The organism is Actinoplanes sp. NPDC051475 (assembly GCF_040689425.1).
Classification (GTDB): domain Bacteria; phylum Actinomycetota; class Actinomycetes; order Mycobacteriales; family Micromonosporaceae; genus Actinoplanes.
Map to the genome: position 1 here is coordinate 82,151 of NZ_JBFAZZ010000015.1, position 24,863 is coordinate 107,013.

At 71.3% G+C, this 24,863-nt stretch carries 25 protein-coding genes; 6 read left to right on the forward strand and 19 right to left on the reverse strand.

The features are described 5' to 3' along the window. Complete coding sequence (locus AB0368_RS28235) at positions 1–564, reverse strand: NlpC/P60 family protein (RefSeq protein WP_366157012.1); 564 nt, start codon at positions 562–564, stop codon at positions 1–3. A gap of 272 nt (positions 565–836) precedes the next feature. Here AB0368_RS28235 and AB0368_RS28240 point away from each other — a divergent pair, with 272 nt between their 5' ends. Continuing rightward, a complete protein-coding gene (locus AB0368_RS28240; protein ID WP_366157013.1) occupies positions 837–1,841 on the forward strand; it encodes a trypsin-like serine protease in 1,005 nt (334 codons plus the stop codon). Between the two features lie 7 nt (positions 1,842–1,848). On the opposite strand, the gene AB0368_RS28245 is transcribed toward AB0368_RS28240, so the two are convergent. Continuing rightward, entirely contained in the window at positions 1,849–3,036 is a 1,188-nt protein-coding gene (locus AB0368_RS28245; RefSeq protein WP_366157014.1) for an aminotransferase class V-fold PLP-dependent enzyme, read from the reverse strand. A 42-nt stretch (positions 3,037–3,078) separates the two neighbouring features. Here AB0368_RS28245 and egtA point away from each other — a divergent pair, with 42 nt between their 5' ends. From egtA to egtD, 4 genes are read left to right on the forward strand one after another with little or no spacing between them, the layout of a single operon-like run. Continuing rightward, entirely contained in the window at positions 3,079–4,320 is a 1,242-nt protein-coding gene (gene egtA / locus AB0368_RS28250) for an ergothioneine biosynthesis glutamate--cysteine ligase EgtA (protein ID WP_366157015.1), read from the forward strand. A 47-nt stretch (positions 4,321–4,367) separates the two neighbouring features. Beyond that, positions 4,368–5,672 (forward strand): ergothioneine biosynthesis protein EgtB, encoded by a 1,305-nt coding sequence (gene egtB / locus AB0368_RS28255; protein ID WP_366157016.1) that lies wholly within the window; start codon positions 4,368–4,370, stop codon positions 5,670–5,672. Next, entirely contained in the window at positions 5,672–6,421 is a 750-nt protein-coding gene (egtC, locus tag AB0368_RS28260; RefSeq protein ID WP_366157017.1) for an ergothioneine biosynthesis protein EgtC, read from the forward strand. Before egtB ends, egtC begins: the two co-directional genes overlap by 1 nt. A 2-nt stretch (positions 6,422–6,423) precedes the next feature. Then, complete coding sequence (egtD, locus tag AB0368_RS28265) at positions 6,424–7,392, forward strand: L-histidine N(alpha)-methyltransferase (RefSeq protein ID WP_366157152.1); 969 nt, start codon at positions 6,424–6,426, stop codon at positions 7,390–7,392. Between the two features lie 42 nt (positions 7,393–7,434). Here the strand turns inward: egtD and AB0368_RS28270 are convergent, their stop codons facing one another. From AB0368_RS28270 to AB0368_RS28330, 13 genes are all read right to left on the reverse strand, one after another. Next, positions 7,435–8,034 (reverse strand): TetR/AcrR family transcriptional regulator, encoded by a 600-nt coding sequence (locus AB0368_RS28270; protein WP_366157018.1) that lies wholly within the window; start codon positions 8,032–8,034, stop codon positions 7,435–7,437. Between the two features lie 47 nt (positions 8,035–8,081). Continuing rightward, positions 8,082–9,287, reverse strand: coding sequence for an acyl-CoA dehydrogenase family protein (locus AB0368_RS28275; protein WP_366157019.1), 1,206 nt, complete (start codon positions 9,285–9,287; stop codon positions 8,082–8,084). Further along, positions 9,287–10,297, reverse strand: coding sequence for a phosphotransferase family protein (locus AB0368_RS28280; RefSeq protein WP_366157020.1), 1,011 nt, complete (start codon positions 10,295–10,297; stop codon positions 9,287–9,289). The genes AB0368_RS28275 and AB0368_RS28280 overlap by 1 nt, the downstream gene beginning before the upstream one ends. Continuing rightward, positions 10,294–11,076, reverse strand: a complete 783-nt coding sequence (locus AB0368_RS28285) for an SDR family oxidoreductase (protein WP_366157021.1) — start codon at positions 11,074–11,076, stop codon at positions 10,294–10,296. Before AB0368_RS28285 ends, AB0368_RS28280 begins: the two co-directional genes overlap by 4 nt. After that, positions 11,073–11,828 carry an SDR family oxidoreductase gene (locus AB0368_RS28290; protein ID WP_366157022.1) on the reverse strand — a complete coding sequence of 252 codons (756 nt, stop codon included), beginning with the start codon at positions 11,826–11,828 and terminating at the stop codon, positions 11,073–11,075. The genes AB0368_RS28285 and AB0368_RS28290 overlap by 4 nt, the downstream gene beginning before the upstream one ends. A gap of 100 nt (positions 11,829–11,928) precedes the next feature. Next, positions 11,929–13,194 (reverse strand): ABC transporter substrate-binding protein, encoded by a 1,266-nt coding sequence (locus AB0368_RS28295; protein ID WP_366157023.1) that lies wholly within the window; start codon positions 13,192–13,194, stop codon positions 11,929–11,931. Next, a complete protein-coding gene (locus AB0368_RS28300) occupies positions 13,191–14,213 on the reverse strand; it encodes a branched-chain amino acid ABC transporter permease (RefSeq protein WP_366157024.1) in 1,023 nt (340 codons plus the stop codon). Before AB0368_RS28300 ends, AB0368_RS28295 begins: the two co-directional genes overlap by 4 nt. Continuing rightward, positions 14,210–15,088, reverse strand: a complete 879-nt coding sequence (locus AB0368_RS28305; RefSeq protein ID WP_366157025.1) for a branched-chain amino acid ABC transporter permease — start codon at positions 15,086–15,088, stop codon at positions 14,210–14,212. The genes AB0368_RS28300 and AB0368_RS28305 overlap by 4 nt, the downstream gene beginning before the upstream one ends. A gap of 11 nt (positions 15,089–15,099) precedes the next feature. Further along, a complete protein-coding gene (locus tag AB0368_RS28310) occupies positions 15,100–15,807 on the reverse strand; it encodes an ABC transporter ATP-binding protein (protein ID WP_366157026.1) in 708 nt (235 codons plus the stop codon). After that, entirely contained in the window at positions 15,804–16,508 is a 705-nt protein-coding gene (locus tag AB0368_RS28315; RefSeq protein WP_366157027.1) for an ABC transporter ATP-binding protein, read from the reverse strand. The genes AB0368_RS28310 and AB0368_RS28315 overlap by 4 nt, the downstream gene beginning before the upstream one ends. Positions 16,509–16,828: 320 nt before the next feature. Next, positions 16,829–17,443, reverse strand: a complete 615-nt coding sequence (locus AB0368_RS28320; protein ID WP_366157153.1) for an alpha-ketoglutarate-dependent dioxygenase AlkB — start codon at positions 17,441–17,443, stop codon at positions 16,829–16,831. Positions 17,444–17,473: 30 nt separating this feature from the next. Then, positions 17,474–17,956: a hypothetical protein gene (locus AB0368_RS28325; RefSeq protein WP_366157028.1), complete on the reverse strand. Its 483-nt coding sequence runs from the start codon at positions 17,954–17,956 to the stop codon at positions 17,474–17,476. 129 nt (positions 17,957–18,085) lie between these two features. Then, positions 18,086–19,306, reverse strand: coding sequence for an alpha/beta hydrolase (locus tag AB0368_RS28330; RefSeq protein WP_366157029.1), 1,221 nt, complete (start codon positions 19,304–19,306; stop codon positions 18,086–18,088). Positions 19,307–19,455: 149 nt separating this feature from the next. On the opposite strand from AB0368_RS28330, the gene AB0368_RS28335 reads away from it, so the two are divergent. Then, positions 19,456–19,965 carry a TetR/AcrR family transcriptional regulator C-terminal ligand-binding domain-containing protein gene (locus tag AB0368_RS28335; protein WP_366157030.1) on the forward strand — a complete coding sequence of 170 codons (510 nt, stop codon included), beginning with the start codon at positions 19,456–19,458 and terminating at the stop codon, positions 19,963–19,965. Between the two features lie 56 nt (positions 19,966–20,021). Here AB0368_RS28335 and AB0368_RS28340 read toward each other — a convergent pair whose 3' ends face one another. The 4 genes from AB0368_RS28340 to AB0368_RS28355 all read right to left on the reverse strand — a co-directional run bounded on the left by AB0368_RS28340 (position 20,022) and on the right by AB0368_RS28355 (position 24,805). Next, positions 20,022–21,047: a succinate dehydrogenase/fumarate reductase iron-sulfur subunit gene (locus AB0368_RS28340; protein ID WP_366157031.1), complete on the reverse strand. Its 1,026-nt coding sequence runs from the start codon at positions 21,045–21,047 to the stop codon at positions 20,022–20,024. Beyond that, positions 21,047–22,957, reverse strand: coding sequence for a fumarate reductase/succinate dehydrogenase flavoprotein subunit (locus AB0368_RS28345; RefSeq protein ID WP_366157032.1), 1,911 nt, complete (start codon positions 22,955–22,957; stop codon positions 21,047–21,049). Before AB0368_RS28345 ends, AB0368_RS28340 begins: the two co-directional genes overlap by 1 nt. A 13-nt stretch (positions 22,958–22,970) precedes the next feature. Continuing rightward, positions 22,971–23,777, reverse strand: a complete 807-nt coding sequence (locus tag AB0368_RS28350) for a hypothetical protein (RefSeq protein WP_366157033.1) — start codon at positions 23,775–23,777, stop codon at positions 22,971–22,973. Between the two features lie 152 nt (positions 23,778–23,929). Then, on the reverse strand, positions 23,930–24,805 hold the full coding sequence (locus AB0368_RS28355; protein ID WP_366157034.1) for a hypothetical protein: 876 nt from the start codon (positions 24,803–24,805) through the stop codon (positions 23,930–23,932). Positions 24,806–24,863: the final 58 nt, after the last annotated feature.

The following is a 24,863-nucleotide window of genomic DNA, read 5'->3' on the forward strand; positions in this document are numbered from 1 at the left end:
TCAGCTGATGAGGCGGCGGAACTGCAGGGTGGACGTGCGGTAGATCAGGCGTTCCGTCACGCGGCGGCCCGTGCCCGGCGCGTCCACCATGCGCCACCTGCCGACCAGGATGCCCACGTGTCCACGCATGGCGACCAGGTCGCCGACCCGGGCGGTACGCGGCGTGACCCGCCTCCCGCGCCGGGCCTGCGCCGCCGACGAGTGCGGCAGCCGGATGCCGACGACCCGGTACGTGCCCCGGGTCAGCCCGGAGCAGTCCCACGCCGACGGGCCGACTGCTCCGTAGGCGTACCGGTCGCCGCGCTGGGCTCGCGCGAACCGCACCACCCGGACCCGCGCCCGGACGTGGCGCAGGGCCAGCTGGCGCGGGGTGAGCCGGGGTATCTTCCGCGTGACCACACGCGGCTGGAGCTTCTCTGCTGCCGTGACGCTCACCTTCTCCGGGGCGGACCGGGCCGCGTACGCGGGTACGGGAATCAGCAGGACGGCGACGGCGCCGGCGCAGGCGGCCAGGCGCAGCGGGCTAGCGGACAGGTGAGTCTCCTCGGTCGGCCCGGGACACACGTGTGTTTCCTGTACCGGCCGACACCGGTGCCTTTTGCAACGTTGCGCAAGGCGAGGACCCGAGCGAAATGTCTGACGTCGCGACCGTAACCCCGGGCTGTCTTCGCTGGTCAATCCGCACAGTCGGGGCGGTTCGTCAAGGAAGCGCGCACGGCGGGAAACCGAGGTGGCCGGTCGCTCGTTGACACTGTCCGTGATCATCTGCTGACAGCGTTTTCGAGCAGGAAGTGGTCTTCCAACCGATCACCGTTATGGGTGATCTTCGGTGCACGATGGACAGGAAACCGACGAACCTCGTGCTGGCGCTCCTGGTGCTCTGCGGTCTCGTCGTTCTTCCCGGCACGGCGGCGCACGCGGTCGCCAACGGGGAGAGCGTGGCCGACGGCAGGTACCGGTTCGCCGTCAAGCTGACCATGACCGGCATCCCGACCGCAGACGGCGGCCGGCGGAACAGCTCGTGCTCCGGGGGCCTGATCTCGCCGCGCTGGGTGCTCACCGCGGGCCACTGCTTCCGCGACGAGCACGACAAACACGTCTCCCGCCCGGTCGCCCGGAAGACCACCGCGACGGTCGGCCGCGCGGACCTGCGCAGCGACGCAGGCCATGTCGCCACCGTGATCGCGGTGCGGCAGAGCGACAGCGCCGACGTCGCCCTGGCGGAGCTGGACAAGCCCATCACCGACATCGCTCCGCTGCGGCTGAACCGCAGCCGGCCCCGGGTCGGCGACAAGGTGCGGCTGACCGGGTTCGGGCTGCTGAACGGCGAATCGACCCAGGAACCGAGCCGGCTGCGTACCGGCCGGTTCCAGGTGACGTCGGTGCGGGAGGACGTGATAGGCCTCGCCGGCACGGCACCGCGGGCCGACACCAGCCCGTGCCCGCACGACTCCGGCGGCCCGTACTTCTCCGAGGAGGCGGACGGTTCGGCGGTCGTCGTCGCGGTGGTGAGCCACGGCCCGATCTGCCCGCACACCGGCGCCGACCTCGGCGGCCGGATCGACACGGTGGCGCGCTGGATCACCTCGGTGGTCGGCAAGGACCTCAAGGCGTCCCCGAGCGCCCGCCCGTCGAAGTCGGCGGCCGGCAAGCGGTCGCCGGCCGGCGGAGCGGGTGCCGCGCCACCTCGGGCACCCGACTCCGGCCTGGGCGGTCTTGCCACCTACCAGCTGGCCGTGCCGGTCGTCGCGCTGGCGGCCGGGGTGGTCGGGGTGGCGGCCCTCCGGCGCCGGCGGCGGGCTCCGCGCGGCGGCGTGCACCGGCGCCGCTCGGGGCGCTGAGCGGGTCTCACCGGGGGCGCGGCAGATGCCGGCAGAGCAGGTCGAGCTCCTCCTCGGTGTTGTAGTAGTGGACCGAGGCGCGGACGACATCCGGCAGGCCGCGGGAGCGAAGATGCCACTGCGCGTAGTCGGCGGAGCTCACGCTGGTGTTGATGTCCGCCGCCCTCAAGGTGCGCTGCACCTCGGCCGCTTCCACGCCGGCGATGGTGAACGTGACGATGCCGCCCAGCTGGGCGCCGCGATCGTGCACCGAGACGCCGGGAAGCGCGCCGAGCCGCTCGCGCAGGCCGGCCGCCAGCGCCGTGATGCGCTCGGTGACCGCCGCCGCGTCCCACGACAGCGCGTAGTCGGCGGCGGCGCCGAGGCCGAGCTTCGCCGCGTAGTTCGTCTCCCAGGTCTCGAAGCGCCGGGCGTCGGGGCGGATCTCGTAGCGATCCGGGGCCGGCCAGCTGGCCGCGTGCAGGTCCAGCAGCGGGGGCTCCAGTTGCTGGGCGAGGTCGCGGCGGGCGTACAGGAATCCGGTGCCGCGTGGGGCGCGCAGGAACTTGCGGCCGGTCGCCGACAGCAGGTCGCAGCCGATCTCGGCCACGTCGATGGGCAGCTGGCCCACCGACTGGCAGGCGTCGAGCAGGAACGGGACGCCGGCGGCGCGGGTCAGCCGGCCCACCTCGGCCGCCGGGTTCACCAGGCCACCGGAGGTCGGTACGTGGGTCAGCGCGACCAGCTTCACGGTGTCGTCGAGGCGCCGGGCCAGGTCGGCCACGTCGATCTGGCCGTGCTCGTCGTCGTCGACCAGCTCGACGACGGCGCCGGTGCGGCGGGCCACCTGCAGCAGGGCGATGACGTTGCTGGCGTACTCGGCGCGGGTGGTCAGGATGCGGTCGCCGGGACGGAACGCGAAGGCGTAGAACGCCATGTCCCAGGCGCGGGTGGCGTTCTCCACCACGGCGATCTCGTCCGGGGCGCAGCCGACCAGCCGGGCGAGCGACCGGTAGACGCCCTCGACCCGCTCGGCCGCCTCGGCCGCGGCCTCGTAGCCTCCGATCGCCGCCTCCCGGCGCAAATGATCAACGGCTGTGTCGGTGACCACGGCGGGCGGCAGGGCGGCCCCTGCGTTGTTGAGATGGGTGACCGTGGCGCAGCCTGGGGTTTCGTGGCGAGCGCGGACGACGTCGATGGCAGCTTCTCGGAACATCTGTGTATGGTCCTCCGAGGGATCGCCACTCAAGGGAGAGCCGTGACTACCACAAGTAGTGACGAGGATTCGACCGGGAAAGTTCTGCGGCGGGCATCCGACGCCGCCGAGCACATCTCCGGTATCTGTTTCAAGACCGGCCCACCACGCAGGGTCGGCGTCGAACTGGAATGGACCACCCACCGCGCCGACCTCCCCACGGCGCATCTGCGAGCCGCCGCGTTGAGGCCGGCGCTCGGGCCGCACGCACCCGCCGTTCTCGGCAACCCCGACCCCGTGCCACTCCCGTCGGGAGGCACGGTCACCCTTGAACCAGGCGGTCAGGTCGAGATCTCCTCCGCTCCGGCGGACTCCCTGACCTCGCTCCACTCGGCGGTCACCGCCGATCAGGCCTATCTGGCCGATCTCCTCGCCCGCTCCGGCATCGGCCTCGGTGAGTGCGGACTCGATCCCCACCGGCCGCCGGTACGCATCCTCGACACCCCGCGGTACGCGGCGATGCAGCACGCCTTCGACCGCGAAGGGACCGTGTCCGGGCGAACGATGATGTGCAGCACCGCCGGTCTGCAGGTGTGCCTCGACGCGGGAACCCCGGCGCGGGTGCCCGCCCGATGGGCCGCGGCGCACGATGTCGGCCCGCCGTTGCTGGCCCTGTTCGCGACGTCACGAATACATGCGGGCCTCGACACCGGCTGGGCGAGCGGGCGGATGGCGACCTGGCTCGGCATCGACCAGCGGCGCAGCGGTCCCGTGCCCGACGGCGGGGACCCGTTCGGCAGCTGGATCCGGTACGTGCTGGCCGCTCCGCTCCTGTGCCTCCGCCGGACCCACGGCCGGTGGGAAGCCCCGGAGGGCGTGACGTTCGCCGACTGGATCGGGGGAGCGCTGCCCGACCCGCCGACGGTGGACGACCTCGAGTACCACATCAGCACGCTGTTTCCGCCCGTACGGCCGCGCGGCTATCTCGAGGTGCGCTATCTCGACGCGCAGCCCGGTCCCGAGTGGATCGCGCCGGTCGCTGTGCTCTCCGCGCTGTTCGCCGACGACGCCCTCACCGACACCGCCCGTGACCTCGCCGCCCCCGCGGCCGGCCGGTGGCAGGCAGCCGCCCGGGACGGCCTCGCCGATCCCGTGGTCGCCGCGTGCGCGGCCGACGTCGCCGACCTCGCCTGCCGGCACCTGGACCGGACCGGGCTGCCCCGGCCGGTACGCGACCAGGTGGGCGACATCGTCGGGCGGCGCCTGGATCACGCCCGGGCCCCCAGCGAAGACCTGATCCGTTGACCTCCGGGCCGGCTCGTCCCCGGCCGTTGCAGGAAGGACCCACCTCGATGACCCGCGACCTGCGGCTGACCGTCGCCGCCGAGCTGGAACGGACGCGAGCGCGTACGGCCCTGCTCACCGACGCCCTTGACGACACCGACCTCATCCGCCAGCACTCGCCCCTGATGTCCCCGCTGGTCTGGGACCTCGCGCATGTCGGCAACCAGGAGGAGCTCTGGCTGGTCCGCGACGTCGGCGGGCGCGAGCCGGTGCGCCGCGACATCGACGAGCTCTACGACGCCTTCAAACACCCCCGGCGTGACCGTCCGGCTTTGCCGTTGCTCGATCCGGACGAGGCTCGCGCGTACGTCGGACAGGTGCGCGACAAGGCCCTGGACGTGCTGGACCGGGTACGCCTCGACGACCGTCCCCTGGTCGCGGGCGGGTTCGCGTTCGGCATGATCGTGCAGCACGAGCAGCAGCACGACGAGACGATGCTGGCCACCCATCAGCTGCGCACCGGCGCGCCGGTCCTGGACGCGCCCGCGCCGCCGCCGGCCCGCGCGCCGGTCTCGGGCGAGGTGCTGGTTCCGGGCGGGCCGTTCACCATGGGTACCGACACCGAGCCGTGGGCGCTGGACAACGAGCGGCCCGCGCACCCGGTCGACGTGCCGGCGTTCTTCATCGACGCCGCCCCGGTCACCAACGCCGAGTACGCCGCCTTCATCGCGGCCGGCGGTTACGACGACCCGCGTTGGTGGAGCGAGCGGGGCTGGGGGCACCGGCAGGAGGCCGGCCTGACCGCTCCGATGCACTGGCGGCGGGACGGTGACGGGTGGGCGTACACGCGGTTCGGGCGTACCGCGCGGATCGTGCCGGACGAGCCGGTCGTGCACGTCTGCTACTTCGAGGCCGAGGCGTACGCCGCCTGGGCCGGGCGGCGGCTGCCGACCGAGGCCGAGTGGGAGAAGGCGGCCCGCTGGGACCCCGCCACCGGCCGCTCCCGCCGCTACCCGTGGGGCGACGACCCACCCGGCCCCGAGCACGCCAACCTGGGACAGCGGCACCTCACGCCCGCGCCGGTCGGTGCCTATCCGCAGGGCGCTTCGCCGCTCGGCGTACACCAGCTGATGGGCGACGTCTGGGAGTGGACCGCCTCCGGCTTCCACGGCTACCCCGGCTTCCAGGTCTTCCCGTACGCGGAGTACTCGCAGGTCTTCTTCGGCGGCGACTACCGGGTGCTGCGGGGCGGCTCGTTCGGCACCGACGCGGCGGCCTGCCGCGGGACCTTCCGCAACTGGGACCACCCGATCCGCCGGCAGATCTTCAGCGGCTTCCGGTGCGCCCGCGACGCCGGCCCGGAGGCCGGCTGATGTGCCGCCACCTGGCCTACCTGGGCGTTCCGGTCGCGCTGTCCGAGCTGCTCCTCGACCCGCCGCACGCGCTCGTGCGGCAGGCGTGGGCCCCGCGGGACATGCGCGGCGGCGGCACCATCAACGCCGACGGCTTCGGCGTCGCCTGGTTCCCGCCGGGTGCCGCCGAGCCCGTCCGCTACCGCAGCGCCATGCCGATGTGGTCGGATGCGGCCCTGCCGGTGCTCGCTGCCGCCACCACGTCCGGGGCAGTGCTGGCCGCCGTGCGCTCCGCCACGGTCGGCATGCCGGTGACCGAGACCGCGGCGGCGCCGTTCGCGGAGGGCCCGTGGCTGTTCAGCCACAACGGCGTGGTCCGGGACTGGCCCGGCTCGATGGTCAAGGTCGCCGGCCGGCTGCCGGTCCAGGACCTGCTCACCCTGGACGCGCCGACCGACGCGGCCCTGCTCTGGGCCCTGGTCCGCGACCGGTTGCGCGCCGGGGTGCCGGCCGCCGAAGCCGTCGCCGAGGTCGTCGCGGAGGTGGAGCTCGCCGCGCCCGGGTCCCGGCTCAACCTGCTGCTCACCGACGGCGTCCAGATCGTCGCCACGACGCTCGGCCACGCCCTGTCCGTCCGTACGGGACGCGACGGGGTCCTGGTCGCCTCCGAACCCCTCGATCCCGGCGCGGCGTGGCAGCCCGTACCCGAGGGGCACCTGCTCGTCGCCTCCCCGTCCACCGTCAACCTCACCCCGCTAGGGAGATCGTGACCATGCTCGAGATCCACCTCGACGAGCACGACATCGACCGCGAGCTGCGTGCCGACGTGACCACCGGGCTGACCGCAGCCCCGAAGTGGCTGCCGCCCAAGTGGTTCTACGACGCCCGCGGCAGTGAGCTGTTCGAGAAGATCACGCGGCTGCCGGAGTACTACCCGACGCGCACCGAGCGGTCCATCCTCGCCGAGCGGGCCACCGAGTTCGCCCGCATCACCGAGGCGAAGACCCTGGTCGAGCTGGGCTCCGGCTCGTCGGAGAAGACCCGCCTGCTGCTGGACGCGCTGCTGCACCGCGGCACGCTGGGCGCCTTCGTGCCGCTCGACGTCTCCGGGGCGGCGCTCGAGGAGGCGGTCGCCGGGCTGACCTCGGACTATCCCGGCCTGCTCGTGCGCGGGGTGGTCGGCGACATGACCCGCCACCTGCAGCACATTCCGGAGGGCGACAACCGGGTGGTCGCCTTCCTGGGCGGGACCATCGGCAACCTCGTCCCGGCCGAGCGCGCCGCGTTCCTGTCCGCGTTGCGCGGGGTGCTGCACGAGGGGGAGTGGCTGCTGCTCGGTACGGACCTGGTCAAGGACCCGGCGGTCGTGGTGCCCGCGTACGACGACGCGGCCGGCGTGACGGCCGACTTCAACCGCAACGTGCTGCGCGTCATCAACAAGCGGCTGGCCGCGGACTTCGATGTGGACGCCTTCTCCCACGTGGCGCTCTGGGACGCGGAGCAGGAGTGGATCGAGATGCGGCTGCGGGCCGGCAGCGCGCAGCGGGTCCACATCGGGGAGTTGGGCCTGACGGTCGACTTCGCCGCGGGCGAGGAGATGCGGACGGAGATCTCGGCGAAGTTCCGGCGCGAGGGGCTGGAGGCGGAGCTCGGCCGGGCCGGGTTCGCGCTGCGGCACTGGTGGACCGACCCGGCGGGGCTGTTCGGCGTCTCGCTGGTCCAGGCCGTCACCGGGGCCTGATCCTCCGGTCCGGGTCGCTGGGCGGCCCGGACCGGCGCCCGGTCAGTCGCGGCCCGTCAACAGCGCCTTGATCGTCCTGGTGAGCGTCAGGCGCGCCGCCTCCGGGTCGAGGCCCATGGCGTCGCGCAGGGTGCCCCAGGTGGGCCACATGCTGGTGGCGGTGAGCGCGTTCAGCAGGTGTTCGTCCCCGCCGATCTCCCGGCCGAACAGGGCCTGCAGCTCGTCGTGGACCCGGTCGATGTGGGTGCGGCGGTACGCCTGCAGGGCCGGGGAGAACGGCTCCTTGAGCGACGACGCCTTGGCCACCGGCGCGATCATCTCCAGCAGGCGGGCGCGCTGGTGGCAGTACGCCTCGATCCGGCGGTCGAGGGGCAGATCGACCGGGACCGGCCGGTGCGCCTCGTCGCGCTGCTCGAGGGTGAACTTGCCGCTCGCCGCGAAAAGGGCCTCCATGTCGGCGAAGTGGCTCCACAGGGCGCGCAGGGAGACACCCGCCTGCTTGGCGATGCGGTCCGCGGTGGGCCGCAGGTCGCCGTCGCGGAGCAGCGTCAGGTGCGCCTCCACGATGGCGGCGCGGGTGCGCTCCGAGCGGGCCGTACGGCCGTCGATGCGCTGGGGTGGGCGTGGTGAGGCAGCCGGCATCACGAACTCCGGTGGTGGTTTGACGGGGTGGGCGCTGCGGGCCGCATTCAGGCGGTCCGGTAGCGGTTCAGCTCCCGGCGGGCCAGCGAGCGCTTGTGCACCTCGTCCGGGCCGTCGGCCAGGCGCAGGGTACGGGCGGCGGCCCAGAGCCGGGCCAGCGGGGTGTCCTGGCCGACACCGGCCGCCCCGTGCGCCTGGATCGCCTTGTCGATGATCCACTCCGCGGTGGCCGGCACGATGATCTTGATTGCCTGGATCTCGGTGTGTGCGCCCTTGTTGCCGACGGTGTCCATCAGCCAGGCCGCCTTGAGCACCAGCAGGCGGGCCTGCTCGATGCGTACGCGCGACTCGGCGATCCACTCCTGCACCACGCCCTGCTCGGCGAGCGGCTTGCCGAACGGCGTACGGCTCAGCGAGCGCAGGCACATGAGCTCCAGCGCCCGCTCCGCCATGCCGATCAGCCGCATGCAGTGGTGGATCCGGCCCGGCCCGAGCCGCGCCTGGGAGATGGCGAACCCGGAGCCCTCCTCGCCGATGAGGTTGGCCGCCGGCACGCGTACGCCCTCGAAGGTCAGCTCGGCGTGGCCACCGTGGTCGCCGTCGTCGTAGCCGAAGACGGTCATGCCGCGGTGGATCGTGAGGCCGGGGGTGTCCCGGGGCACGAGGACCATGCTCTGCTGCACGTGCCGGGCGGCGTCCGGGTCGGTCTTGCCCATCACGATGAAGATCTTGCAGTCGGGGTTCATCGCGCCGGAGATGTAGAACTTGCGGCCGGTGATGACGTACTCGTCGCCGTCCCGCTCGATGCGGGTGCCGATGTTGGTCGCGTCCGAGGAGGCGACCTGCGGCTCGGTCATCGCGAACGCCGAGCGGATCGTGCCGTCGAGCAGCGGGCGCAGCCAGCGGTCCTGCTGCTCCGGGCTGCCGAACTCGGCGAGAACTTCCATGTTGCCGGTGTCCGGGGCGGCGCAGTTGAGCGCGGCCGGGGCGATGGACGGGCTGCGGCCGGTGAGCTCGGCCAGCGGCGCGTACTGCAGGTTGGTCAGGCCGGCGCCGTGCTCGCCCGGCAGGAAGAGGTTCCACAGGCCGGCCAGCTTGGCCTGCGCCTTCAGCCTCGAGATGACCGGCGGGGGCGACCACTCGCCCGCGCACGCCTCGTGGAAGCCGTCCTCGGCGGGATAGACGTGCTCGTCCATGAAGGCGAGCAGCCGCTTGCGATAGTCCTCGGTCTTCTCGTCGAACGCGAAGTCCATCAGTTTGCCTCCAGCGTTCCGTCGAGCGACTCGTGTCCCTGCGCGACGAGCGGTGCGACCATGGCGCCGACCGTGTCGAAGCCCTCACCGACCGTCTGTCCTTGAACGTAGCGGTAGTGCACGCCCTCGAGGATCACCGCGAGCTTGAACGCGGCGAAGCCCACATACCAGTGGAGGTCGGAGACGTCACGGCCGGAGCGCTTGGCATAGTGGTCCGCCAGCTCCGTCAGACCGGGATGCCCGGGCACCGACAACGGCGTACGGGCCGTGCCGTCCTTGGTGAGCAGCGGCCGCCCGGCGTAGACCAGCATGAGGGCGACGTCGCTGAGCGGATCGCCCAGAGTGGACATCTCCCAGTCCAGGACGGCGTTGACCTGCAGCGCGTCGCCGATCAGCACGTTGTCGAGGCGGTAGTCGCCGTGCACCACCGCGCCGGGGCCGCCGGCCGGGATGTCCGCGGCCAGCCGGGCGTGCAGGTCCTCGATGCCGGGCACGTCGCGGCTGCGGGACGCGTCGAGCTGCTTCTTCCAGCGGCGGACCTGCCGCTCGTTGAAGCCCTCCGGCTTGCCGAAGTCGCCGAGCCCGATGCCGTCCGGGTCGAGGGCGTGCAGGTCGGCCAGGGTGTCCACGAGGGACAGCGTCAGCCGCCGCATGGCCTCCGCGCCCATCGCCTCGAGGGCGGCGACGTCGCGGTAGATGGCGCCGTCGACGTGTTCCATGAGGTAGAACGGCGCGCCGATGACCTCGGGGTCGGTGCACAGCCGTACGGGCCTCGGCGCGGGGAAGCCGGCGCGGGACAGGGCATCCAGCACCTTGTGCTCGCGTGCCATGTCGTGGGCGGTGGGCAGCACGTGCCCGAGCGGCGGACGGCGCAGCACCCAGCGGTGGGTGCCGTCGGTCACCGCGTACGTGAGGTTGGAGCGGCCGCCGGCGAACATGGTCGCGCTCAGCGGTGGCGAACCGAGGTACGCCGCCAGGCGCTCCAGGTCGAGGCCCCGAGGCCCGCTCATGAGGTGGTCGCCACGTCGAAGCTGCGCTGGACCTTGTTCATGCCGCCCAGCCAGCGGTCCGGCTCGTTGGCTCGGCGCTGGTAGTACTCGGCCACCTCGGGGTGCGGCAGGATCAGGAAGCTGTCGCCCTGCACCGCCTGGGCCACCACGGCGGCGACCTCGTCCGGCTCCAGCGCCCCGGCCGCGAGCAGGTCCTTGCTGGCGCTCTCGCCGTCGCCGGTCAGCATGGCGGTGTTGACACCCTGCGGGCACAGCGCCTGCACGGTGATGCCGCGGTGGGCGTACGTCGCGCGCAGCCATTCCGCGTAGCCGAGTGCCGCGTGCTTGGTCACCGAGTACGGCGCGGATCCGAGCAGGGTGAGCAGCCCGGCGGCGGAGACGGTGAACAGCAGGCGACCGCCGTCGCCCTCCAGCCAGCGGGGGAGCAGGGCGCGGGTCACGTACACGTGGGACATGACGTTGACCTGCCACGCCTTCTCCCAGTCGGCGTCGGGCGCGTCGAACGAGCCCGAGGTCAGGATGCCGGCGTTGGCGCAGAACAGGTCGCAGCCGCCGAGCTCGTCCCAGGCGGCTTCGACGAGCCGGTGCACGTCCGCCTCGCTCGCCGCGTCGCCCGGCACCGCGAGGCCGCCGATCTCGGCCGCGACGGCCTCCGCCGCCGCGGCGTCGAGATCGTTGACGATCACCCGGGCGCCGTCGGCGGCGAACCGCCGGGCCAGGGCGGCGCCGATGCCGCCACCGGCACCGGTGACCACGACCCGGGCGAACCCGGAGCTCACTGGACCGCCCCGGTGAGGGTCACGCCGCCGTCGACGACGAGGGTCTGGCCGGTGATCCAGGCCGCGTCGGGCGAGCTGAGGAACGCCACCGCGCCGGCGATGTCCTCCGGTACGCCGAGGCGCCCGAGCGGGTACGCCGCCGCGACCTGCTCCTCGCGGCCCTCGTAGAGCGCGGTGGCGAACCGCGTCTTGACCACGGCCGGCGCGACCGCGTTCACCCGGACTTTCGGGGCCAGCTCGACGGCCAGCTCCTCGGTCAGGTGGATGAGCGCGGCCTTGGTGACGCCGTAAAAGGCGATCCCCGGGGCCGGGCGTACCCCGGACACCGAGGAGATGTTGACGATCGACCCGCCGGTCTGGGCCAGGCCGCCGCGCAGCGACTCCTGAACCCAGCCCAGCGTGCCGAGCACGTTGACGTCGAACATCTTGCGGGCAGCGCCGAGGTCGAGGCTGCCGAGCGGCCCGTACGCCGGGTTGATGCCGACGTTGTTGACCAGGATCGAGACCGGCCCGAAGGCGTCCCGGACGGTGTCGATCACCTCGGCCCGGTGCTCGGCGTCGTCGCCCTTGCCGGGCACCCCGATGGCCACGTCCGACCCGCCCAGATCCTTGACCGCGGTCTCCAGGGCCTCGGCGTTGCGTCCCGTGATGCAAACCTTGGCACCCTCGGCGACGAAGCGTTGTGCGATGGCGAATCCGATTCCGCGGCTGGCGCCCGTCACGACTGCGACGGCGCCCGAGAGCTTCGACATCCGGCCAGAACCCCCAATGATGTTGCAGTTGAAGTGCTAAATACTAGCGAGTAACTTTACCCCCGCCAACCCTGCATCGGCGGGCCTACAGTCGCAAATGTCACGGTGCTGCGGGGATACCGTTCTGTGGCGGAACGGCCGGGGCCGCCGTGTACGGCTGCACAGGCCCGTCGCCGTCGTCGGTCTCCACGACGGTGCCGAAGTACGCCTGCTTGCCGCCCTGGACGCGGCTCAGTTGCATCCCGCCGTACCCGGAATGGTTGTCGGCGGAGAACCGCAGCGGTGCGAGCCCGGGTCCCTGGAAGCCGCCCTTCTCGACCGCCGCGATGAGCCCGTCGCGGGTCAGGTCCTTGCCGGCCGCCTGCAGGCTCTGCACGAACAGGTACGCCACCGACATGCCGTAGACGATGTTGTTGTCGAACTCGGCGCCGCCGTTGTGCTGCGTGTTGACCTTCTTGAACAGCTGGATCCACGGGTTGGCGTCGTCGTTGCTCAGCGGCAGGTAGTTGTCCGAGATCAGCCCCTCGGTCAGTGGCGCCGCTTTCCCGAGTTGCTTCGACAGCGTGGTCAGATCCGCGCCGACCTGGGCGACGACGAACTGCGGCTTGAAGGCGATCTTGGCGGCGGTGCCGAGGCTCAGCGCCGTGAAGCCCGGCACGGTGGCCAGCATGACGACCTGGCAGCCGGCCTGCTTGAGGGCACCCATCTGCGGGCCGACGTTCGGGTTGCTGGTGACGTACGACTGTTTCGCCGCGACCGGGCCGAGGACCTTCTCGATGCCGGCGAGGCTGTCCCGGCCGAAGTCGTCGTCCTGGCCGAGGAAGCAGACCTTCTTGCCGGCCTGGGTCTGCTTGACGTGGGTGGCGAGGATCTTGCCCTCGACGGTGTAGTCCACGTTGAACCCGAAGGTGCCCGAGTACTTGTCCGGCTGGTTCCAGCTGCGGCTGCCCGAGGCCACGAAGAGGTCGGGCACCCGGTTGGTCTTCAGGAAGTCGAGCACGCCGGTGTGGGTCGGCGTGCCGAGGCCGTTGAGGATCGCGAAGACCTTGTCCTGCAGCACGAGCTCGCGCACGACCTGCTGGGTGGTCGCCGGGTTGTAGGTGTCGTCCATGATCTTGTAGGTGATCTTCCGGCCGTGCACGCCGCCGTTGGCGTTGACGTAGTCGAAGTACGCCTTGGTAGCGGGCGCGATCTTCGAGTAGCCGGCGGCGGCCGGGCCGGTCAGCGGCATGTGGGTGCCGACAAGGATCTCCGTGTCGGTCACGCCGGGGGTGTTCCCGCTGCCGCCTCCGCCGCCGCTGTCGCTGCAGGCGGTCGTAGCCGCGGCCAGGGTCAGGACGGCCAGGGTGGTCAAAAGACGTCTCATGCCTTACTCCTCAAGCGTCGGAAGGGTCGGAGGGATGCGATGCCGCCGGGAGCGGCGAGCATGACGACGATCAGGGTGATGCCGAACAGCGCCAGCGGGAGGTTGCCCTCGAGCCGCTGCGCGTCGATGCCGGCGGTCACGGTGTGTGCCAGGGCAGGCAACGCGACCAGCAGCACCGCGCCCCAGACCGCGCCCGCCAGGCTGCCCAGGCCGCCGATGACGATGGCCATGACCAGGAAGAGCGACAACGACAGCGGAAAGGCGCCGGGGGAGACGCTCTGCGCCAGCACGGCGAACAGCGCGCCGCCGAGCCCGGCGCAGGCCGCGCTGACCACGAACGCCAATACCTGGGTACGGGCGACGCTGACGCCCGCGAGCCGGGCCGCGGTCTCGTCGTCGCGGACGGCCCGCATCTCGCGTCCGAAGCGGCCGCGTACGAGCACCGCCAGCGCCAGCATCGTCACGAGTGCGCCGGCCCAGCAAAGCCACGCCTGCCACTGCTCGACGGCGATGGTGCCCGGCGGCGGGTCGAGGACCACGGACAGGCCCTGGTCGCTGTTGAACGTACCGTCGAAGGTGCTGGTGATCGCCGGGACCACCACCGCCACGGCAAGCGTCAGTCCGGCCAGATAAGGCCCGCGCAGCCGGGCCGCCGCCAGGCCGACCACGGCGCCCACCACGGTGGTGAGCGCGATCGCCGCGAGGACCGAGACGAGCAGCATCCCGTCCAGCTTTTCCTGAAGGAGGGCGACCGTGTATGCGCCGGTCGCCATCAACGCGCCGTGCCCCAGCGACAGCTGCCCGTTGAGACCGGTCAGCACCGTGAGTCCGGCCGTCACGCACAGGTAGGCACCGATGGTCGCGAGCTGATAGGTGCGGAACGACGGCAGCACATACGTCAGGGCGACGATCAGGACCGCGCCGCCGACCGTCCAGAGCAGATAGCGCAGCTTCCACGACCGCTGCGGGTTCGCCGCGGTCGGCGTTGCCGCGGTGACCCGTTCACGCAGGACACTCATACCGTTCTCGCCGCCGATCGGGAGAAGAGACCGCCGGGGCGGCCGAGCAGGACGACGACGAGGAGCACCAGCACCGCGATCGGGGCGACCGTGGCGCCGAGATAGCCGCTCACGTACGACAGCAGCAGGCCCACGATCAGGCCGCCCACCACCGAGCCGATCGCGCTGTCCAGGCCGCCGACGACCGCCGCGGTGAACGACGAGACGAACACGACGTCCATGGCGTTCGGGTGCAGGCCCAGCTCGGTCGGCAGGACCAGCATCCCGGCGAGCGAGCCGACCGCCGCCGCCAGCGCCCAGCCCAGCGTCAGCATCCCGCTCACGTTCACGCCGAGCAGCCGCGAGACGTCCGGCGCGAAGGCCGAGGCGCGCATCCGCAGGCCGACGGCCGTACGCGTGAACAGCAGCGCGAGCGCCGCCACGACGACACCCACGGCCGCGAAGACGAACAGGTCGAAGCGCGACAGCAACGCCACCCCGCCGACCGTGAACGCGTCCCGGCTGAACGGCGCCTGCGCCGGGCGGAACTCACTGCCGTAGATCATGCCGAGCACGCCCTGGATGACCAGCACCAGCCCGAGCGCGACCACTACCCCGTTGAGCGGCGACGAGTGGTCGACGAAGCGCATGACCACCCGCTCGGTGGCCGCGCCCAGCGCGATGCCGGCCACGATCGCCACGGCGAAGCCCAGCCAGTACGAGCCCGTCGCGGCGGAGACGGAGTAGCCCGCGTATGCCGTGGCCACCGCCATCGCACCCTGGGCGAAGTTGACGATCCTCGTCGCCCGCCAGATCAGGACCAGCGCCAGGGCGAACGCGGCGTACACCGCGCCCCGGCTCAGGCCGTCGAACGTCAGAAACACGAAGCGGTCCAAGGCCCCTCCTTTCAGAATCCGAGGTATGCGTGGCGCAGCTCGTCGTCGACCGACGTGCCGCGGCTGACCACGCGGCCGAGGGACAGCACGACGGCCTCGTCCGCGATGGCCAGGGCGCCGCGGACGTTCTGCTCGACCAGCAGCACGGTGAGCCCGCTGCGGTCCCGCAGGGTGCGCAGCAGCTGCATGATCTGGGTGGTGATCCGCGGCGCCAGCCCGAGCGACGGCTCGTCGAGCAGCAGCAGCCTCGGCCGCCCGACCAGCGCACGGCCCAGCGCGAGCATCTGCCGCTCCCCGCCGGACAGCTGGTGGCCGGGGAAGGTGCGGCGGCGGGCGAGCGGCTCGAACAGCTCGTACACCTCGTCCAGCGCCCGTTTCGCGTCCGCGCGGTCCTTGCGCCACAGGCCGCCGAGCCGCAGGTTCTCGTCCACGGTCAGCTCGGTGACGACGCCGCGGCCCTCCGGCACGTGCGCCACCCCGCGCCGCACCATCGCTTCGACCCGGACCCCCCGCAGGTCCTCGCCGTCGAGCAGGATCCGGCCGTGGGCGGCCGGCAACAGCCCGGAGAGGGTACGCAGCAGAGTCGTCTTCCCGGCCCCGTTCGCGCCGAGGACCGCGGTGATCGACCCGGCCGCCACGTCGAGATCGACCTCGTGCAGCACGGGAGCCGCGCCGTACCCGGCGGTGAGCTGCTCGGTCCGCAACAGCGACGCGCTCATGCGGCGGCGCCCAGATACGCGTCCGCGACCGCCTCGTCGGTGCGGATCTCGGCCGGGGTCCCGTACGCGACGGGCCGGCCGAAGTCGAGCACGAGGATCTCGTCGCAGACCGCCATCACGAGGTCCATGTGGTGCTCGACGAGCAGCACCGAGCACGGCAGGCCGTCGATGAGCTCGCGCAGCTCGTCGATCTCCTCGGCGCCGAGGCCACCCGCCGGCTCGTCGAGCAGCAGCAGCCGCGGCTCGGCCACCAAAGCCCGGGCGAGCGCTACGCGTTTGCGCAGCGCGTAGGGAAGCTTGCCGGGAAGGTCCTTGGCCTGCGGGCCGACGCCGCAGCGCTCGAGCGCTGCCATCGCCCGGTCGGTCCCGCCCGGCGCGGCGACCAGCACGTTCTCCAGGACGGTCAGGCCCGAGAAGAGGCCGACCCCCTGGAGGGTACGAGCGATGCCGTGCCGGACGAGCCGGTGCGGGCGCGGCCGCAGGGGGCGTCCGTCGAGCGTGAGCGAGCCGCTCGTCGGGGCGACGAACCCGCAGACGACGTTGAACAGGGTGGTCTTGCCGGCGCCGTTGGGGCCGATGACCCCGACCGTGCGGCCGGGCGGGACCCGTAGCGAGACGCCGTCGAGGGCAACGAGCCCACCGAAACGGACGCCGATCTGGTCGAGGGCGAGACCTGCGGTCTCGTCGGGGGGCTGGGGCATCGTCACCTCGGCTTTGAGGACGCGGACGTCCTAAGGGGAGGGGAAGTCGAGATCGAATGAAAGACACCTGGAGCGTAAATTCCTGAAGCCGCAAGTCAATGTGCTGCAAGCACAGCCATCACCGAATTCCGGCAGGTCACGGTGGTCGTGGGGCACAACCCGAGCGGGGTCGTGAGCACACTAAATACACTTCGAGTGTAATTTTTCGAGGTCGCCTGTCAATGCGCGAACGCATCGCCGGAAGTCGATCTAAGCTCGTCGCGGGGCAGCGGCGCTCACACACTCCCTGGGCGGCTGAGCGGGCGGTCCGGCTCGCTCCGCTATGCCACGCCGGCCGGGCGGAACTGGACGCTGACCCGCGGCCCCACCGGCCTGGCCGTTTTCGGGACGGCGTGCTCCCACGTTCGCTGGCACGAGCCGCCCATGACGATCAGGTCGCCGTGCCCCTGCGGGAGGCGCAGCGTCTCGGCCCCGCCGGCTCGGGGCCGCAGCATCAGGTTGCGGGGCGAGCCGAAGGACACGATCGCCACCATGGTGTCCTCGCGGGCGGAGCGGCCGAGGGTGTCGCCGTGCCAGGCCACGCTGTCGCGGCCGTCGCGATACAGGCACATGCCGGCGGTCACGAACGGCTCGCCGAGGTCGGCCCGGTAGTACGCCGACAGCAGCTCGCGGGCCTCGGTCAGCGCCGGATGCGGCAGCCGCTCGCCGGGGCCGTACCAGCGGAGCAGGCGCGGGACGTCGACGACGCCGTCGTACATCTGGCGGCGTTCGGCGCGCCAGTCGACCTCGGTGCGGAGGGTTTCGAAGACCTCGTCGGATCCGTGGACCCAGCCGGGGAGCACGTCGACCCACGCGCCGGCCGTGAGCGTGTGCCGGACCACGCGGCCGGGCAGCGGTTCGAGCGTGGCTGCGGCGCCACAGATCATGTCGAGCATCGACGGCTGATACGCACTCACGGCGCCACCCTACGCCCCGTTAGAACGCCTGTGCGACTCCTCCTGGCTGTGAGCGGGTCGCTGCCGAGCCTCCTCAGCCAAACGGTCGTCCACGAGCGCCTCGGCCCGATCTGCCTCGGCGGCCTCCCGATGTTCGTGCGCCTGTCTGCGGTGTGTCTCGACATCACCCAAGCCGACGTCCACAGACCGGTCATGCAAGGTCGCCGCCGAGTCATGCACCCCCGCGCTCGACCTCGCGGACGCCGCCGCGTTCTCAGCAGCCTGAATCGACAGCCTCTTGGACTCCTCCGCGAGCGCACTGGCGCGGTCGGCCTGAGGGACAGTCGAACCCTTCGGCTTCGCACCCCGCGCCAGGGAGCCCTGGCTGCGGAGTTCCGCCAGACGATCCCCCGCCTCAGCGGCTCGCTGCCGCGCCTGATCGGCGCGATCGTGTGCGTCCTTCGCCCGGTCCTCACGTCGTGAACGTGCCGCCTGCTCGTCGGAGTCAGTCATGGCTCAATCATCCAGCGTGTGACCGCCTGTGCTGGGCCGGTGCTGCCCCGGACGACGAGGCGCGGCGGGGTACCTCAATTCCGGCGCGTCCGCCGACGAGGTCCACGCGGTCGCCGACGCGCGACCGGATCAACGGCGGCCCGGGCGCAGGGTGTCGTCGAGCCAGTCGTAGATGCGGCCCATCGCCAGGCGCTGGGCACCGGAGTGGCAGTGCGCGCCGGCGCCCTCTGCCGTGGTGAACCGCATCAGGGTCTTCGGGGCGGTGAGGTGGTCGTAGAGCAGTTCGGGTTGCCCGGCGAAGAACATGTCGTCCTCGGGGTCGCAGACCAGGGTGGGGCAGGTGATCCGCTCGGCGACGCCGTCGCGCAGGTGGTAGTCGAGATAGCTGGCGAGGAAGGCGCGGGGTGAGTCGACGCCCATCGCGTACATGCCGTGGGTGAAGGCCCAGCGGGACGTGGGGTTCTCGGCCGCCATCTTCTCCAGGGCCGCGTCGAGCTCCGGGGCTTGGTCCGCGCGCAGGATCCGCTCCTGCTCGGCGCGGGTGCCGGGCAGGTTGCGGGTGCTGAGCAGGCCGAGGTCGTAGAGGCCGTCGACGGCCACGCAGGCGGCCAGTCGCGGTTCGAACGCCGCGGCGCGGGGTGCGAGCAGGCCGCCCATGCTGAGGCCGAGCAGACCCAGCCGGTCAGGGTCGACGTCGGGCCGGGCCAGGAGCCAGTCGAGGACGGGGCCGACGACGTTCTCCCAGTCCGGGCGGAACGGCAGGCCGTCGTGGAACCGCGCGGCGGGCTGGCCGGGACCGTCGAAGGTCAGGACGTGGTAGCCGCGTTCGGCGCCGGCGGGAGCGCCGAAGAAGTGCATCTCCTCGGCCGTACCGTCGAAGCCGTTGTGCAGCACCATCGTCGGGTGCGGGCCGGCGCCCGGTGCGCGGTAGAAGTAGCCGCGCAGGTGCATGTCCTCGTACGGAATCAGCACCGGCTCGATCGCCGGCTCGAACAGGGCCGCGGCGGTCTGGAAGCAGTCGACGGACCGGGTGTAGGCGTGCCGGATGCGCGGGTCGGCCGGATCGCCGTGCAGGAAGAACTCGGCGCTGCGGTAGTAGTTGCTGGCCCGCAGCAGCCCGTCGCGGGCGGTGATCGGGTGACCGGCGGCCCGCGCCTTCTCCGCCTCCGCGGCGACCCGGTCGGCGAGGGCCAGCCATTCGTCGTGCCAGCTGTCGTAGTCGCCGGCGACGATGCGCTCGGCAGTGCTCACCACTTCGCCGAAGTCGGAACCACCGTAGGGGGCGTGCCCGAGGGAGCGCAGGGTCTCGAACCAGAACTGCGGGTCGTCGGGAAACAGCAGCGGTCGCATGGCAACTCCTTAACGCAAGTCTCGTTGACTTAACGAAGAGTGCCATGGGCGACGCATTAACGCAAGTGCGGTTGCGTTAAGATGGATGAGTGCCAGAACACATTGCTCGACGCCGTACCGGAGGACGCAGCGCGCGCGTCGTCGCCTCCGTGCATCAGGCCGTCTCTGATCTGCTGACCGAGTTCGGGGTCGAGCAGCTCACCATCGCGGAGGTCGCGGCCCGATCGGGCGTGCACGCGACGAGCATCTACCGCCGGTGGGGCACCATCCAGGCCCTGCTTGTCGATGTGGCCGCGGCTCAGCTCGAGGTGTCGTCGCCCGTGCCGGACACCGGGTCGCTGCGTGGCGACCTGCTGGCGTACGCGACCCAGGCGGCCGAGGGCCTGCGCCGGCCGGAGGGGCTGACCTTCCTCGGCGCCGTCCTCGCGGCCGCCAGATCCGACGCCACGGCGTCCGTCACGCCGGTGCTGGCCGCTCGCGGCGCCCAGATCCAGATCATGCTGGACCGCGCCGCCGAGCGCGGAGAACTCGCCCTCGACTACGGCATCGTTCTCGACGTCGTCCTCGCCCCGATCTACCTCCGCCATCTGTTCGGCATCGGCGGCGTCGACGGGGATTACCTCGTCACCCTCGTCGACCGGGCGGTGACCCTCCACTAGCGAACCCGGTCGACGAAAAAGGCCCGCCGTGTGGCGGGCCTTCTTCGCGGTGCTGGTCAGTCCTTGTCCGGCTCGGGGTGGTTGTAGGTGATGTTCCGGAGCGGGAACTCCTGGTCGTCGCCGAACGGTGACGGGCCGCCCGCGTTCTGGGAGAGCAACTCCGCCACGTCCATCTTGCCGTCGGGACCCACCGGCGGTGCCTGCGGCAGGCGGGCACCCGCGCCGGACAGCCCGGCCGCCACGCCCGTGACGCCCTCCGAGGAACTGGGCGCCATGTTCTCGCCGCCACGGCTCTTCGTCGGGATGCCGCCGTGACCGGCCGACGTCGTGTCGAGCTGGTCCCGGCGGAAGATCTTGCGGCCCAGCCAGACCAGCGGGTCGTAGCGCCGGTCCACGACCCGTTCCTTCATCGGGATGATGGCGTTGTCTGTGATCTTGATGTGTTCCGGGCAGACCTCGGTGCAGCACTTGGTGATGTTGCAGTAGCCGAGGCCCTGGTTCGCCTGGGCGTACTCCTTGCGGTCCTCGCGGTCGTCGAGCGGGTGCATGTCCAGCTCGGCTGCGCGGATGAAGAAGCGCGGGCCGCTGAATGCCTTCTTGTTCTCCTCGTGGTCACGGACGACGTGACAGGTGTTCTGGCAGAGGAAGCACTCGATGCACTTGCGGAACTCCTGCGAGCGTTCGACGTCGACCTGCTGCATCCGGTAGTCACCCGGCTTGACGCCCGCCGGCGGTGCGAAGGCCGGCGTCTCCCGCGCCTTCTCGTAGTTGAAGGACACGTCGGTGACCAGGTCGCGGATCACCGGGAAGGTGCGCAGCGGCGTGATGGTGACGGTCTCGGTCTCCTCGAACGTGGACATCCGCGTCATGCAGCCGAGCCGCGGCTTGCCGTTGATCTCCATCGAGCAGGAGCCGCATTTGCCCGCCTTGCAGTTCCACCGGCAGGCCAGGTCGGGCGTCTCCGTCGCCTGCAGCCGGTGGATGATGTCGAGGACGACCTCGCCCTCGTTGACCTCGACGTCGAAGTCCTGGATCTCGCCGCCGGACTCGTCGCCCCGCCAGACCTTGAAGTGGCGCTTCATCAGTTGGCCTCCGTCGCGATCGCGTCGAACTCGGCGAGTTCATCGTCGGTCAGGTACTTGCTGAGCTCGGTGCGCTTGAAGAGCTGGAGCAGTTCCTCGCGCATCCTGGGCAGGGGCTTGCGCTCCAGGTGCACGTCGCCGGCCTCGTCCACCGAGCAGACCAGGTTCACCTTGCGCCACTCGGGGCTCATCTTCGGGTAGTCCTCGCGGGTGTGCCCGCCGCGGGACTCCTCGCGCTCCAGCGCGGCCTTGGCCGTGCACTCGGAGACGACGAGCATGTTGCGCAGGTCCAAGGCGAGGTGCCAGCCCGGGTTGTAGCGCCGGCCGCCGGTCGCGCCGACGTTCGCCACCCGCTGCTTGAGCTCCTGCAACCGCTTCAGGGCGTCGGCCAGCTCCGCCTCGCGGCGGATGATGCCGACCAGGTCACCCATCACGGCCTGGAGATCCTGCTGCAACGTGTACGGGTTCTCGCCGCCGGCCCGGCTCAGCGGCGCGAGCGCGGTGTCCACGGCCGCCTCCACGTCCGCGGTCGCCACCTTGGGCCGCTTGGCGAGCGCGTCGGCGTACGCGGCCGCGTGCTCACCCGCCCGCTTGCCGAACACCAGCAGGTCGGACAGCGAGTTGCCGCCGAGCCGGTTGGAGCCGTGCATGCCGCCGGACACCTCACCGGCCGCGAACAGCCCCTCGACGTGGCCGAACGCCGCGCCGGAGTCCGGATCGACCTCGACGCCGCCCATGACGTAGTGGCACGTCGGGCCGACCTCCATCGGCTCCTTGGTGATGTCCACGTCGGCCAGTTCCTTGAACTGGTGGTACATCGACGGCAGCCGCCGGGTGATGACCTCGGCGGGCATCCGGGTGGAGACGTCGAGGAACACGCCGCCGGACTTGGTGCCACGCCCGGCCTTGACCTCGCTGTTGATGGCGCGGGCCACCTCGTCGCGGGGCAGCAGCTCGGGCGGGCGCCGGTTGTTGTCCGGGTCGGTGTACCAGCGGTCCGCCTCCTCCTCGGTCTCGGCGTACTGGTGCCGGAACACGTCGGGGACGTAGTCGAACATGAACCGCTTGCCGTCGGAGTTGCGCAGCACGCCGCCGTCGCCGCGGACCGACTCGGTGACCAGGATGCCCTTGACGCTCGGCGGCCAGACCATGCCGGTCGGGTGGAACTGCAGGAACTCCATGTTGATCAGAGTCGCGCCGGCCCGCAGGGCGAGCGCGTGGCCGTCGCCGGTGTACTCCCACGAGTTGGAGGTCACCTTGTACGAGCGGCCGACGCCGCCCGTGGCCAGCACGACCGCGGGCGCCTCCAGCAGGATGAACTCGCCGGACTCGCGGTAGTAGCCGAAAGCGCCGGCGACCTTGTCGCCGTCCAGCAGCAGCTCGGTGATGGTCGTCTCGTCGAAGACCCGGATCCGCGAGTCGTAACTCCCGGTCTCCGCGAAGTCCTCCTGCTGCAGGGAAACGATCTTCTGCTGCAGGGTACGGATGAGCTCCAGCCCCGTACGGTCGCCGACGTGCGCGAGCCGCGGATACTCGTGGCCGCCGAAGTTGCGCTGCGAGATCTTGCCGTCCTTCGTACGGTCGAACAGCGCGCCGTACGTCTCCAACTCCCAGATCCGCTCCGGAGCCTCCTTGGCGTGGAGCTCGGCCATCCGGAAGTTGTTGAGGAACTTCCCGCCGCGCATGGTGTCACCGAAGTGCACCATCCAGTTGTCGCGGCTGTTCACGTTCCCCATCGCCGCCGCGGCGCCGCCCTCGGCCATGACCGTGTGCGCCTTGCCGAACAGCGACTTCGAGATGATCGCGGTCCGCTTACCCGCCAGCCGGGCCTCGATGGCGGCGCGCAGACCGGCCCCGCCCGCCCCGATGACGACGACGTCGTAGTGGTGTCGTTCGATTCGCGTAGTCATTGTGGAGGGCCCTCTAGTTGATGAAACGCAGGTCGTGGAACCAGGTGGCCGACACCGCCATGACGTAGAAGTCGGTCAGGGCGAGCGTCCCGAGGGTGATCCACGCGAGCTGCATGTGCCGGGCGTTGAGCTTCGAGACGAAGAGCCAGAAGCGGTAACGCACGGGGTGCTTGGAGAAGTGCTTGAGTCGCCCGGCGACGATGTGCCGGCACGAGTGGCAGGACAACGTGTACGCCCACAGCATCACCACGTTGACGACCAGCACGATGTTGCCCAGCCCGAACCCGAACTTGTCACCGCTCTGGAAGGCCCGTACGGCATCCCAGGTGTTGATCACGGAGATGATCCCGGCGGCGTAGAAGGCGTACCGGTGCGCGTTCTGGAAGATCAGCGGGAACCGCGTCTCACCGGTGTACTTCTCGTGCCCGTCCGGAACGGCGCAGGCCGGCGGCGACAACCAGAAGGCCCGGTAGTAGGCCTTGCGGTAGTAGTAGCAGGTGAGGCGGAAGAGAAGCAGGAACGGAAGAGTCAACGCGGCTTCCGGAATGAGCCAGAAGGACGGCAGCGGTGTGCCGAACTCCGCGGACCCTTCGACGCACCGGTCGGTCAGACAGGGCGAGTAGAACGGGGTCAGGTAGTGGTACTGGTCTACGTAGTACCACTTGTGCATGAACACGCGAACAGTGGCGTAGATCACCCACGCGCTCAGCCCTATGAAGGTGACCAGCGGCGGAAACCACCACCGGTCCGTACGCAACGTCTTCGCCGCGATGGCGGCGCGCGAACGCCCCGCATCCAGCCTCGTTGCCGTCGTCGTCATTGACGTCTCCCTGAACAGTGCAGCCATGACGTGCTCTGGCGGCGGGCGCGCAGGAACCCTGTCTGTGTGCGTCCGCGATGTGTGGCACACGTTACAACGAAGGTCAGGTTCATGCGCTGTAAGGGAAGGCTTACCGCTCGCGATGAGTCTCGCTACAGGTCGGGAGCGGCGAGGCGGCGGATCGGCCCGGCGCAGGGGGCCGGCGAGAACTGGTCCAGCTCATCGGTCACGACCCGGCCGTCGGCGGTCCGGGGAGCGACATAGAAGGCCGGGGTACGGGACTTCGCCTGCGCATCGAGGGCCTCGGCATAGGCGGTACGGGCATCGAGCACCTGCCGCCACCCGTCGCCGGTCCGCTCGCCCTGCAGCTGGCTGACGTAGATGCGCGTGGCGGCGTTCTCATCGCGTACGGCGACGGCGCGGGCCTGAGGGGTGGTGGTGGCGCCGGGCGGGGTGAGACGGTTGAGGCGCTGCTCGAGCTCCAGGCAGGCGGTGTCGCGCAGGCGGTGGTCCTCGCGGACCGCGTGAATGTCGTCGCGGGCGTCATGGGAGAAGGCCGAGATGACGGCGAGACCGCCGATGCAGAGGGCGACGACGATCAGAACGGCACCGGCGGCGAGCCCGACGATGAACAACCGTTGGCGGCGCCGCTTACGGGCGTCACCCTCAGGGCCGGCGAAGGTAAGCCGGGCAGCCCGGCTCCGCCAGCCCGCCGCCGCGCCGCCGGACGTGGAGCCGGCACCGCCGGGCGTGGAGCCTGCGCTGCCGGGCGTGGGGGCCGTGCCGCCTGCCGTTGAGGCTGTGCTGCCGGGTGTGGGCGTTGCGTTGCCCGGTGTGGAGGCCGCGCCGCCGGGCGTCGAGGCCGGGCTGCCCGGAGTGGGCGCAGAGCCGGCGGGCGGGGTGGAGGGCGGCGGGGCTTGGGCGGCGAAGTCGGCTTCGCTCGCGGCGACAGCTCCGGCCGGCGCACCGGTCGTGGGCTCGTCGGCCCCCTCGCCGTCCGTTCCCTGGTCACGCGGCATGTCGCTCACGGCCTCAGTGAAGCACGCCGGTCAATGCCCTGCCCGCCGAACCGGGTCTCACCGTGTC